The sequence below is a fragment of the Sphingomonas sp. CFBP 13603 genome, from assembly GCF_014892665.1.
Lineage (GTDB): Bacteria > Pseudomonadota > Alphaproteobacteria > Sphingomonadales > Sphingomonadaceae > Sphingomonas.
Genome location: NZ_JADBIA010000004.1, coordinates 95,096 through 108,000, shown reverse-complemented (window position 1 = coordinate 108,000; position 12,905 = coordinate 95,096). Strand labels below are relative to the sequence as shown.

Here is a 12,905-nt window from a genome sequence, read left to right as displayed (position 1 = left end):
CCGGGGCTTTGACAGGAGAGATGCATGGACCTCGCAAACAGTGCTGCCGTGGTGACCGGCGGCGCGTCGGGCTTGGGCGCGGCGACAGCGCGCGCGCTGGCCGCCAAGGGGGTGAAGGTGGCGATCTTCGACCTTCAGGCGGACAAGGGCGAGGCGCTGGCGGACGAGATCGGCGGGGTGTTCTGCAAGGTCGATGTCACGTCCGACGACAGCGTCGAAGCGGGGTTCGCGGCGGCGCGTGCGGTGCATGGTCAGGAGCGGATCCTGGTCAATTGCGCGGGCACGGGGAATGCGGCGAAGACGGCGGGGCGCTCGAAGCAGGACGGCTCGATCAAGCATTTCCCGCTCGATGCATTCGACCGGATCATCCAGATCAACCTCGTCGGCACATTCCGTTGTCTCGCGAAATCGGCGGCTGGGATGTTGACGTTGGAGCCGGGTGAAGACGGCGAGCGGGGGGCTATCGTCAACACCGCGAGCGCGGCGGCGGAGGACGGCCAGATGGGGCAAGCCGCGTATTCCGCATCGAAGGCGGGGGTGGTCGGGATGACCTTACCGATCGCGCGCGACCTGATGGGCGAGGGGATTCGCGTCAACACGATCCTGCCGGGGATTTTCGACACGCCATTGCTGGCGGCCGCCCCGCAGCAGGTGCGCGATGCGCTGGCGGCGTCGGTGCCGTTTCCGAAACGGCTCGGGCGGCCGGAGGAGTTTGCGGCGCTGGCGCTGACGATGATCGAATGCGGGTATTTTAACGGCGAGGATGTACGGCTGGATGGCGCGATCCGGATGGCGCCTCGGTAGGATCGTCTCCACACTTACCGCGGCGACAATGAGGGAAGGATCATCGGTTATCCTAGTTGCCCCACCCCGGCGGAGGCCGGGGCCCAAATGGGGGAGTGTTCGTAACTGAAGACGGCGCCTCGTTACCGCGACCTTTCCAATTGGGCCCCGGCCTTCGCCGGGGTGGTGGTAGTTAGGCGGGTTGATGCTTTGGCGTAGGGAGCGGTTTCTTCAGGCCGCCCGCGCCAGTTGCCGTCCCTTGATCATGTCCGCCGCCTTCTCCGCGATCATAATCGTCGGCGCGTTGGTGTTGGACCCGATCAGCGTCGGCATCACCGAGGCGTCCACCACCCGCAACCCCTGAAGCCCGCGCACGGCCAAGGTCGCATCGACCACCGCCAGTGCATCGTCTGCGGCGCCCATCTTGCACGTCCCGACGGGGTGGTAGATCGTCTCCGCCGTCCGCCTTACCCAGGCGTCGATCTCGTCGTCGGTCCGCACGTCCTCACCCGGCGACAATTCCCCCGCGCGGTATGGATCGAGCGCCGCCTGCCGTGCGACATCGCGACCGATCCCGACGCACGCGCGCATCACGCGGCGATCCTCCGCGGTCGCGAGATAGTTCGCGACGATCGTCGGGTCGGCGAACGGGTCGGCCGAGCGCAACCCGATGCGCCCCCGACTCTGCGGCCGCAACTGGCAGAGATGCAGCGTGAAGCCGTCCTCGACCGCCTTGGTCCGCCCGTGATCCTGCATGATCGCGAGCACCGCGTGGATCTGCACGTCGGGCCGCGACAGCCCTTCGCGCGACGACACGAACGCGCCCGCCTCGAGGAATTGCTGCCGCCCCGCCCCCTTGCCGCGCAACAAGTAGTTCAGCCCGACGCCAATCATCCCCACGCCCTTGGTCATCGCGTACCCGGTCCGCAGCCCGCGCGATTTCCAGTTCATCACGACATCGAGATGGTCCTGCAAATTCTCCCCGACGCCGGGCAACGCATGCACCACGCCGACCCCCGCCGCGGTCAGCCGATCCGGATCGCCGATTCCCGACAGCTGGAGGATATGCGGCGACTGCACCGCGCCCGCGCATAGCAGCACTTCGCGCGTGGCGGTCACCGACTCCGCGCGCGCCCCCTTGTCGAGCACGTAATCGACGCCGGTCGCACGCCCCTTGTCGATCCGGATCCGCGTCGTCCGTGCGCCGGTGACGCAGGTCAGGTTGCGCCGCGACAATACCGGGCGCAGATACGCCGCCGCGGTGCTCCAGCGCTTTCCGTCCGCCACCGTAAGGTCGTAGCGCCCAAAGCCCTCCTGGCTCGCGCCATTGAAATCTTCGGTTACCGGATAGCCCGCCTGCCGCCCCGCATCGACCAGCGCGTCGTAGAACGGGCTGTCGGACTCGCCGCCCGAGATCGTCAGCGGCCCGCCGCCGCCATGCAAGGGGCACTCGCCGCGATGATGCCCCTCGAGCCGCCTGAAATACGGCAGCACGTCGTCGAACGACCAACCGGGCAGGCCCATCTGCCGCCATTCGTCGTAATCCTGCGGATGGCCCCGCGTGTAGATCATGCCGTTGATCGACGAACTACCGCCCAGCCCCTTGCCGCGTGGCCACCACAGGCGACGGTTATCGAGATGTGGCTCGGGCTCGGTCGAAAAGCCCCAGTTGCTCGCATTCTTGCTCTTGATGAGTTCGCCGACACCTGCGGGCATTCGCACCAGCACACCGTCGTTGCGCCCGCCCGCCTCGAGCAGCAGCACGCTTATCGCCGGGTCCTCGGTCAATCGCGCGGCGAGCACACAGCCGGCCGAGCCCGCGCCGATAATCACGTAGTCATACGTCTGCATGCCCGCATCCTCTTGTTCGCGCTCCGCTTTTTTACGGAGTCGCGGTATCAGGCTAGCGCTCGCACAGCAGCGTTAGCAACCCGTTGCGTAGCACGCCGCGATCGAGACCCTCGACCGGATGCACTTCGCTCAACCCTACCGCGAGCAGCGCATAGCCACGAATACCCGCCTCGACGGAATCGAACCCGTGCGCGGTCAACTGCGCGACCAGGAACGCCATGACCTTGTCGTCATGCTCGCGGATCGCCGCCGCCGCGCGTACGTCGCTCTTCGCCCAGGCACGCATTGCCAGCGCCAGTTGCGACATGTCGTGCTCGCGGACATGCTCGGCGAACGCGCGGATCCGCTCGACCGGCGCGAGGTCAGACGCGGTCAGCGACGCGAGCAAAGGATCGATCTGCGCCTCCGCGAAATACTCGGCGAGCGCCGCGTGATAGCCGTCGAAATCCTTGAAATGATGATAGAAGCTGCCGGTCGACGCCCCCGCCGCCTGCGCCAGGCCGCGGAGTTTCAGCGCACGCAGGCCGCCGCTTTTCAGCAGCGCCTGGCCGATCTCGAGCCAGTCGCGCGGCGCCAGATCCGCCCGGGTCGCCGCCGCGTCTTCGATCGATACCGTGCTTGACAAGCCACCCTCCATAACGAATGTTACGTCGGAACGAGGCCGGGCGCAATCCGGCTTCACCTAGCATTAGGCATCACGATCGGACCAGACCGGCGGATGCGACAGGAGAGCGATGTTGGCCGAGGCATTGATCATCGACGCCGTCCGTACCCCGCGCGGGATCGGCAAGACGGGCAAGGGCGCCCTAGCCCATATGCATCCCCAACACCTTGCCGCGACCGTGCTGAAAGCGATTGCCGAGCGCAACCACCTCGAAACCGCCGATGTCGACGACATCATCTGGTCGACCTCGACGCAGCGTGGCGAGCAGAGCGGTGATCTCGGGCGGATGGCGGCGCTCGATGCGGGCTATGACGTCAAGGCGAGCGGGACGACGCTGGACCGGTTCTGCGGCGGCGGGATCACGGCGGTGAACTTCGCTGCGGCGCAGATCATGAGCGGGATGGAAGACCTCGTCATCGCCGGCGGGACCGAGATGATGTCGCTGACCACGACGATGATGCAGGACGACATGGCGGCGGGCAAGCGGCCGCTCGGGATCGGATCGGGCAACGCGAGGCTCGACGCGGCGCATCCGCAATCGAACCAGGGGATCTGCGCCGACGCGATCGCCAGCATCGAGGGGATCGACCGCGAAACGCTCGAAGCGCTTGGGCTTGAGAGCCAGCGCCGTGCCGCGGTTGCGATTGCCGAAGGACGGTTCGATCGCAGCCTCGTGCCGGTCACCGACGATACCGGTGCGCTGGTGCTCGAGAAGGATGAGTACCCGCGGCCCGATACGACTGCCGAGGGCCTCGCGGCGTTGCGCCCCTCGTTCGCTGGGATCGCCGACATTCCGCTCGACGAGAAGGGCACGACGTATCGCAAGCAGATCAACCGGCGTTATCCCGACGTCGATATCAAGCACGTCCATCATGCCGGCAATTCGTCGGGCGTGGTCGATGGCGCCGCCGCGGTGCTGCTCGCGAGTGCCGATTACGCCGCCAAGCATGGCCTCAAGCCCCGCGCGCGGATCGTCGCGATGGCGAACATGGGCGATGACCCGACGCTGATGCTCAACGCCCCCGTCCCCGCGGCACGGAAGGTTCTGGCGAAGGCCGGGCTGACGGTCGACGACATCGACCTGTGGGAGATCAACGAGGCGTTCGCGGTGGTCGCGGAGAAGTTCATCCGCGACCTGAAGCTCGATCGCGACAAGGTGAACGTCAACGGTGGCTCGATAGCGCTCGGCCATCCGATCGGCGCGACCGGCGCGATCCTGATCGGCACGATATTGGACGAACTCGAACGCCGCGACCTGAAGCGCGGGCTCGTGACGATGTGCGCGGGCGGCGGGATGGCGCCGGCGATCATCATCGAGCGCGTCTGATGCACCCCGTCGCGCATGCGCTGACGACGCCCGACAAACCCGCCTACATCATGGCGGCGACGGGCGAGACGGTGACGTATCGCGACCTCGACGAACGGGCGAACCGGGGTGCGCACCTGCTCCGCTCGCTCGGGCTGAAGCGCGGCGAGGGCATCGCGGTACTGATGGACAATTCGCCGCGCTATCTCGAGGTGATGTGGGCGGCCGAGCGCACCGGCGTCTATTGCACGTGCTTGTCGTCGAAACTCACCGCGAGCGAGGCGGCGTACATCATCCGCGACGGCAATTGCCGCGTGCTGATTGCAAGCAAGGGGTGCGGCGAGGTGGCGGCGGCGCTGGTGCCGATGCTCGACGACGTGCGCCGCTACGTCGTCGACGGCGCGATCGACGGGTACGCGTCTTACGAAGCCACGCGCGATGCAAAACCCGCCACGCCCATTGCCGACCCGTCTCCTGGTGGAATTCTGCTCTATTCGTCGGGCACCACCGGCAAGCCGAAGGGGGTAAAACACGCGCTGTCGGACGAGCCATTCGGGACCAACGTCTCGCCGCTCGTGATGCTCGGCAAGGGGCTGTACGGGTTCACGCCCGAGATGGTCTATCTCTCGCCTGCGCCGCTTTATCATGCCGCGCCGCTACGCTGGTCGATGGCGGTGCATCAGGTCGGTGGCACCGTCGTCGTCATGGAGCATTTCGATCCCGAAGCCGCGCTCGCGGCGATCGAACGGTTCCATGTCACGCACGCGCAATGGGTGCCGACGCATTTCATCCGCCTGCTCAAGCTCCCGCCCGAAGTCCGCGCGCGCTACGACGTGTCGTCGTTGAAGGCTGTCTGGCACGCCGCCGCCCCCTGCCCGCTCCCGGTCAAGCAGGCGATGATCGACTGGTGGGGCCCGATCATCGGCGAATATTACGCGGGTACCGAAGGCAACGGGTTCTGCGCGATCTCCAGCGCGGAGTGGCTGACGCATCAGGGTTCGGTCGGTCGCAACCTGACCGCGCAGACGATGATCTGCAACGAGGACGGCAACGCATTGCCCCCGCGCGCTGAAGGCGACGTGTATTTCGCGGGCGGTGGGGCGTTCGAATATCACAACGACCCCGCCAAGACCGCGGAGGCCGCGAACGCACACGGCTGGACGACGCTCGGCGATGTCGGCTGGCTCGACGAGGAGGGCTATCTCTACCTCACCGACCGCAAGAGCTTCATGATCATCTCGGGCGGCGTGAACATCTATCCGGCCGAGATCGAGAACCTCCTCGTCACGCATCCGAAGGTCGCCGACGTCGCGGTGATCGGCGCGCCCGACGACGAGATGGGCGAGCAGGTGGTGGCGATCGTCTGCCCCGCCGACCCGTCCGGAGACCGCGCGCAACTGGCGGCCGAACTCAGCGCCTTCGCCCGCGCGAACCTCAGCCATGTGAAAGCGCCGCGCAGGATCGACTTCCGCGACACGCTGCCGCGGCACGAGACGGGGAAGCTCTACAAGCGGCTGCTCCGCGACGAATATTGGGCGCATTCGAAGGAGTCCGCATGAACTTCGATTATTCCGACGACCAGAAATTCCTCAAGGACGAAGTGCGCAAGTTCCTTGCGGCGCATTGCGGCAGCGACCGCGTCCGCGCAGTGCTCGACGATTCCGCCAAAGCGTATGATGCGGACTTATGGAAAGCGGTAGGCGCACAGGGCTGGCTCGGCGCAGCGATCCCCGAGGAATTTGGCGGACTGGGCCTCGGCCATATCGAACTCTGCGCGATCGCCGAGGAACTCGGGCGGGCTTGCGCGCCGATCCCGTTCGCCTCGACCGTCTATTTCGTCGCCGAAGCGCTGATGCTGTACGGCAGCGACACCCAGAAAGTCCGATGGCTGCCGAGGATCGCGGCGGGCGATGTCATCGGCGCGTTCGCCACCTCCGAAGGCGCCGGCCCGGTCACCGCGCGCTCGATCCGCACCACCGTCTCCGGTGGCAAGCTCACTGGTGACAAGATCCCCGTCACCGACGGCGATGTCGCCGACCTGATCGTCGTCCTCGCGCGCGACGGCCTCTACCTCGTCGAGAATGGGTCGGGCGTCACAGCGGAAGTCCTCGAAACGCTCGACCCGACACGTAGTGCGGCGCGCCTCACCTTCACCGACGCGCCTTGCGAAAAGCTCGGCACCGACGACGGCATCGCCGCGGTGCAGGCAGTGTTCGACCGCGCCGCCGTGCTCCTCGCGTTCGAGCAACTCGGGGGCGCGGATCGGTGCCTTGAGATGGCGAAGGGCTATGCGCTCGATCGCTACGCGTTCGGCCGGCAAATCGGCGGCTATCAGGCGATCAAGCACAAGCTCGCCGACATGTACGTGAAGAACGAACTCGCGCGCTCGAACGCCTATTATGGCGCGTGGGCGCTGAACGCGGGCGCCGCCGAACTGCCGCTCGCTGCCGCCACCGCGCGCGTTGCCGCGTCCGACGCATACTGGTTCGCGTCCAAGGAGAACATCCAGACGCATGGCGGGATGGGCTTCACCTGGGAGTCCGACTGCCACCTCTATTACCGCCGCTCGCGCCAGCTCGCGCTCGTCGCCGGCAGCCCCGCAGCGTGGCGCGAACGCCTCGTCGGTCAACTCGAAATGCGCAACGCCGCCTGATCGGAGCAGCACATGGATTTCAAGGACAGCGACGCCGAAGCCACTTACCGCGCCGCCGCGCGCGCCTGGCTAGGCGCGAACATCGCCGAGCACGACGCCGGCCACTACCCCGACGACATGGCCAAGGCGAAGGCGTGGCAGGCGCGGAAGGCGGCCGGCGGCTATGCGTGCATCACCTGGCCACAGGAATGGGGCGGCGGCGGCGGTACGCCGATCGAAAGCGTGATCTTCGGCCAGGAAGAAGCGCGCCACGCGGTCGACGGCAGCTATTTCACGATCGGGCTCGGGATGTGCGTGCCGACCGTGATGGCCTATGCCGACGACGCGACCAAGCACCGCTTCGTCGGCCCCGCAGTCCGCGGCGACGAGATCTGGTCGCAGCTCTTCTCCGAGCCCGCCGGTGGCTCGGACGTCGCGGCGATCCGCACGCGCGCCGTCCGCGATGGCGACGACTGGCTGATCAACGGCCAGAAGGTCTGGACCTCGGGCGCGCATTACAGCGACTATGGCATCGTCCTGGTCCGCACCAATCCCGACGTGCCGAAGCACCAGGGCCTGACGATGTTCTGGCTCGATCTCAAGGCGCCGGGGATCGAGATCCGTCCGATCCACCAGATGTCCGGTGGCTCGAGCTTCAATGAAGTCTGGTTCGAGGACGTCCGGATATCCGACGCGCAACGTCTCGGACCCGTAGACGGCGGCTGGAAGGTCGCACTGTTCACGCTGATGAACGAGCGCCTCGCGATCGGTACGAGCGGTGGCGTCGGGCCCGAGGACATCCTCGCCTTCGCCGCCCAAGCCAACGGCGCAGACGGCCCGCTGCTGAAGGATGCCGCGTTCCGTCAGACGCTCGCCGACTGGTGGGTGCAATCTGAGGGCCTGCGCAACACCCGGATGCGGACGATCACCGCGCTGTCGAAGGGTCAGGTGCCCGGCCCCGAAAGCTCGATCGGCAAGATCGTTGCCGCCAACCAGCTACAGGCGATCGGCAACACCGCGGTCGAAGCCGGCGATCAATACGGCATCATCTCCGACCCTGCGCTGACGCCGCTCAAAGGCGCGTTCCATGCCGCGACGATGTGGGCGCCAGGCCTGCGTATCGCCGGCGGCACCGACGAGATCCTAAAGAACATCATCGCCGAACGCGTGCTCGGCCTCCCCGGCGAAATCCGTGTCGACAAGGAGCAGGCGTTCCGCGATTTGCCGGTCGGGGCTTGAAAGCGGCGCTGGGTTTGACGCGGATTATCTGCGGTCGGAACATGCCAAATTGCAGCCCCTGATGAAAGTTGCGAAAGTACCGGAATGAACAGCGAACCGCTTGTAATCGTGCCCATACCGGCCTTGGTGACAATCCTGCTCAACCGCGAGCGGGCAAAGGGAGTACCTCTGACCGAGGGCGAGGTTCTGGCTATTCGGGATAATGCCGTATCGATAGCGTTGCCGCGAGACGTGGCCGCGGACAGGGCCGAAGAGCGCGGTTACGACGACATAGACCAGGATAATGTTTGGGCCGAATGGAGTGCGATTAGGCACACCTTCGATGCATAAGAGCCGGTTTTTCTAAGGGATGGGCGCCCCCACTTAAGTTCGTGTTCGCGAGCTGAGCTGAGCGTCGCCGTCGAGGGTCGGCACTACCCGTCGGTACGAGAATGTAAGTTGCTTCCGTCGAGTATCGATCTGCCAAGGATTCACGAATGACTGACATGCACACCATCCTCACCACCCAGCGAGACGCGTTCATGGCAGAGCTTCCGGTCACCAAGGCCGTTCGCCTCGATCGTCTCAAGCGCGCGGCGGCGATGGTGCGGGATAACGCGTCACGGTTCTGCGACGCGATGTCGGAGGATTTCGGGCATCGCAGCCGCGAGCAGACGATGATCACCGATATCGGCGCTTCGCTCGCGCCGATCGCGCACGCCGCCAAGCATCTCGATCGCTGGATGCGCCGCGACCGCCGCCCGGTGCAGTTTCCCTTGGGACTGCTGGGCGCGAAGGCGTGGGTCGAGTACCAGCCCAAGGGCGTGATCGGCATCATAGCGCCGTGGAATTTTCCGGTGAACCTGTTGATGGCGCCACTCGCAGGCGTGCTCGCCGCGGGCAATCGCGCGATGGCGAAGACGAGCGAGTACACGCCTGCCACCGCCGCGCTGTTCAAAGAGCTCGCGCCGAAATATTTCGCGCAGGACGAACTCGCGATCGTCACCGGCGGTGCGGATGTGGGGAAGGACTTCGCCGCGCTGCCGTTCGACCATTTGATCTTCACCGGTGCAACCGCGATCGGCCGTCACATCCTCCACGCCGCCGCCGACAATCTGACGCCCGTCACGCTCGAACTCGGCGGCAAGTCGCCCGTGATCCTCGGCGCATCTGCGGACATCGCGCGCGCGACCGAACGCGTCACGCTCGGCAAGATGATGAATGCAGGGCAAATCTGCCTCGCGCCCGACTATCTCCTCGTTCCTTCCGCAGACGAAGCCAAGGTCGTCGACGGCATCAAGGCGGCGGCGAGCGCAATGTACCCGACGTTGCTCGCCAACGCCGACTATACGTCGGTGATCAACGATCGCCATCACCAGCGCCTCACCGAGTGGATCGCCGACGCCAAGGCAAAGGGCGCAACCGTCGAGGTCGTGAACCCCGCGGACGAGGATTTTGCCAGCGCCAACTCGCGGAAAATGCCGTTGCATATCGTCCGCGACGTCACCGACGACATGATCGTGATGCAGGAAGAGATCTTCGGCCCGGTCCTGCCGATCCGCCGCTACGACGGCATCGACGATGCGATCGCGCAGGTGAACCGCCGCGACCGACCGCTCGGGCTCTATTATTTCGGCAGCGACGACGCCGAACGCCGCCGCGTGCTCGACCGGACGATCTCGGGTGGCGTGACGCTCGACGACGTGATCTTCCACATCTCGATGGAGGACCTTCCGTTCGGTGGCAGCGGCCCGTCGGGGATGGGCGCGTATCACGGGATCGACGGCTTCCGCACCTTCAGCCACGCGCGCGCGGTCTTCAAGCAGTCGCGGCTCGACGTCGCCAAGCTCGCCGGGCTCAAACCGCCTTACGGAGCTGCCGCGGCCAAGACGATCGCGCGGATGATACGCTGACGAACGCCGACAGTGTGGCGCACGGGATACGCTAGCGGTCAATTAGGACGAGCGTCTCACAATCGTCTTCGAACTGACGCCGCACCGTAACGTCGAGCGGCAATGTGCACTGCAGCGCAATCGCGCGCTGCAAAGGGGCTCCATGCACATCATCTCGTCGCTGCTGACCGGCGTCGCGCTAACCGCGCTCGCAGTGCCCGCCGCCGCCCAGACGCTACCCGACGCAGCGCCAGTCGCACCATCGGTCGATGCAGCACCGGACGATGCCGGGGCGGGATCCGACATCGTCGTGCTCGGCTTCGGCCAGAGCCGCCAGGTCCAGAGCGTCAGCGCGGTCGATCTCGCGCGCCTCACCCCCGGATCGAGCCCGCTCAAGGCGATCGAGAAGCTTCCCGGCGTCAATTTCCAGGCATCCGACCCGTTCGGCGCGTATGAATGGGCGGTCCGCATTTCACTGCGCGGGTTCAACCAGAACCAGCTCGGCTTCACGCTTGACGGCGTGCCGCTCGGCGACATGAGCTACGGCAACGTCAACGGCCTGCACATCAGCCGTGCGATCATTTCCGAGAACGTCGCCCGCACCGAAGTCGCACAGGGCGCGGGCGCGCTCGGCACCGCATCGACCAGCAATCTCGGCGGCACGATCCAGTTCTTCAGCGACAAGCCGCGCGACACCGCCAACGTCACCGGCGGCGGCACCTATGGCTCCGACAACACGTACCGCGGCTATGCGCGTATCGACAGCGGCGATCTCGGCGGCGGGCTGAAGGGCTATCTGAGCTATGGCTACCTCACCACCGACAAGTGGAAGGGCGACGGCGTCCAGCGCCAGCATCAGGCGAACGGCAAGATCGTCAAGGATCTGGGCGCGTTCGGCAGCCTGTCCGCGTTCGTGAACTTCTCCGATCGCCGCGAGCAGGACTACCAGGATCTCAGCTACGACATCATTCGCCGCCGTGGGCTGCGCAACGACAACATCGCCGACAACTACCCGCTCGCGTTGCAGATCGCGAAGACCTACCAGAACCAGGTGGCGCTCGCGAGCTACACCAAGGCGAACAACGGCTCGTCGGTCGGCTTCGTCGCGCCATGGGCGGGTACCGGCACGACCTTCCCGAGCGGGTTCGGCACCGTCGACGATGCCTATTTCGATGCCGGCGGCGTGCGGCAGGATTATCTTGGCGGGGTCACGCTGAACGCGAACCTGACGCCCGAACTGACGATGACCACGACCGGCTATTATCACAACAACAAGGGGCAAGGATCTTGGATCACGCCCTATTCGCCTACCCCGGCCGGCGCGCTGAACCAGGACGGCAGTGCGATCACCGCGACCAGCCCGCTCGGCTTCCGCACGACGGAATACAGCATCAAGCGCGGCGGCGCGCTCAGCAACATCGCCTATGAGACGGGTGCGAACACCGTCGAGGTCGGTGGCTGGCTGGAGACCAACACCTTCACGCAGGCGCGGCGCTTCTATGGGATGACCGACAGCGCGACGCCCAACCGCGACGTGCTGAAGTTCCAGGAGAATGCGTACGCGACGCAGTGGGACGGCAAATACGGCACCGACACGATGCAGTATCATGTCGAGGACACGCTGAAGCTGGCGGGCGACCGGCTGATCGTCAACGCCGGGTGGAAGGGCGCCTATGTCGTCAACAGCGCGACGATGCTGCCCGACACGACCTCGCCGCTGTCGGTCGGTCGTATCTCGGCAAAGGACTGGTTCCAGCCGCAGGCCGGCATCCTGTTCAAGCTGACCCCGGCGGCGGAAGTGTTTGCGGACTATACCGAGAACATGCGCGCGTTCGTCTCGTCGGCGACGACCGGACCGTTCGCGGCGACGCAGGCCGGCTTCAACGCCGTCCGCGGGCGGCTGAAGCCGGAGCGATCGAAGACCGCGGAAGGCGGCGTTCGCCTGCACAGCGGGCCGTTCCAGGCCTCGGCGGTCGGCTATTACGTCGACTTCTCGAACCGCCTGCTCGCGTTTGCCAACGGCGTCGGCATCCTCGGCAACGCACCGACGCTCAACAACGCCGGCAGTGTGCGGACCTATGGCGCGGAAGTCTCCGCCAACTACCGCGTGTTCCGCCCGCTCTCGCTGTTCGCGAGCTATTCCTACACCAACGCCGAATATCAGGACACGGTCACCGACGCCTCGGGATCGGTCCAGGTTCGCAAGGGCGACACGGTCGTCGATACGCCCAAGCACATGGTCAAGGGCGAAATCGTGCTCGAACAGTCGGGCTTCACCGGCCGGGTCGGCGCGGATTACATGAGCAAGCGTTACTTCACCTATCTCAACGACCAGTCGGTGCCGAGCCGCGTGCTGGTCGATGCGAGCATCGGCTACCGCTTCGAGGGCGACGGCGCGCTGCACGGCGTGGCGATCGAGGGTAGCGTCACCAACCTCACCGACAAGAAATACATCGCGACGATCGGCTCGAACGGCTTCACGGCCAGCGGCGACAACCAGACGTTGCTGGCCGGCGCGCCACGCCAGTTCTTCGTCTCGTTGAAGAAGGGCTTCTGATC

The 12,905-nt window shown here is 65.9% G+C and carries 10 protein-coding genes; 8 read left to right on the top strand and 2 right to left on the bottom strand.

What is annotated here, in order from left to right:
• The first annotated feature begins 24 nt into the window (after positions 1-24).
• A complete protein-coding gene (locus IFR23_RS08275; RefSeq protein WP_192975468.1) occupies positions 25-804 on the top strand; it encodes an SDR family NAD(P)-dependent oxidoreductase in 780 nt (259 codons plus the stop codon).
• 210 nt (positions 805-1,014) lie between these two features.
• On the opposite strand, the gene IFR23_RS08270 is transcribed toward IFR23_RS08275, so the two are convergent.
• A complete protein-coding gene (locus tag IFR23_RS08270; RefSeq protein ID WP_192975467.1) occupies positions 1,015-2,634 on the bottom strand; it encodes a choline dehydrogenase in 1,620 nt (539 codons plus the stop codon).
• A 52-nt stretch (positions 2,635-2,686) separates the two neighbouring features.
• A complete protein-coding gene (locus IFR23_RS08265) occupies positions 2,687-3,259 on the bottom strand; it encodes a TetR/AcrR family transcriptional regulator (protein ID WP_192975466.1) in 573 nt (190 codons plus the stop codon).
• A 112-nt stretch (positions 3,260-3,371) separates the two neighbouring features.
• Here IFR23_RS08265 and IFR23_RS08260 point away from each other — a divergent pair, with 112 nt between their 5' ends.
• The 7 genes from IFR23_RS08260 to IFR23_RS08230 all read left to right on the top strand — a co-directional run bounded on the left by IFR23_RS08260 (position 3,372) and on the right by IFR23_RS08230 (position 12,903).
• Positions 3,372-4,625 carry an acetyl-CoA C-acetyltransferase gene (locus tag IFR23_RS08260; RefSeq protein ID WP_187504768.1) on the top strand — a complete coding sequence of 418 codons (1,254 nt, stop codon included), beginning with the start codon at positions 3,372-3,374 and terminating at the stop codon, positions 4,623-4,625.
• A complete protein-coding gene (locus IFR23_RS08255; protein ID WP_192975465.1) occupies positions 4,625-6,163 on the top strand; it encodes an acyl-CoA synthetase in 1,539 nt (512 codons plus the stop codon). The genes IFR23_RS08260 and IFR23_RS08255 overlap by 1 nt, the downstream gene beginning before the upstream one ends.
• Complete coding sequence (locus IFR23_RS08250) at positions 6,160-7,257, top strand: acyl-CoA dehydrogenase family protein (RefSeq protein ID WP_192975464.1); 1,098 nt, start codon at positions 6,160-6,162, stop codon at positions 7,255-7,257. Before IFR23_RS08255 ends, IFR23_RS08250 begins: the two co-directional genes overlap by 4 nt.
• A 12-nt stretch (positions 7,258-7,269) precedes the next feature.
• Positions 7,270-8,475, top strand: a complete 1,206-nt coding sequence (locus IFR23_RS08245) for an acyl-CoA dehydrogenase family protein (protein WP_192975463.1) — start codon at positions 7,270-7,272, stop codon at positions 8,473-8,475.
• Between the two features lie 84 nt (positions 8,476-8,559).
• Positions 8,560-8,805, top strand: coding sequence for a hypothetical protein (locus IFR23_RS08240; protein ID WP_192975462.1), 246 nt, complete (start codon positions 8,560-8,562; stop codon positions 8,803-8,805).
• A 155-nt stretch (positions 8,806-8,960) separates the two neighbouring features.
• Positions 8,961-10,367, top strand: a complete 1,407-nt coding sequence (locus IFR23_RS08235; protein ID WP_446740901.1) for a coniferyl aldehyde dehydrogenase — start codon at positions 8,961-8,963, stop codon at positions 10,365-10,367.
• A gap of 142 nt (positions 10,368-10,509) precedes the next feature.
• A complete protein-coding gene (locus tag IFR23_RS08230) occupies positions 10,510-12,903 on the top strand; it encodes a TonB-dependent receptor (protein WP_192975460.1) in 2,394 nt (797 codons plus the stop codon).
• Positions 12,904-12,905 lie beyond the last annotated feature (2 nt).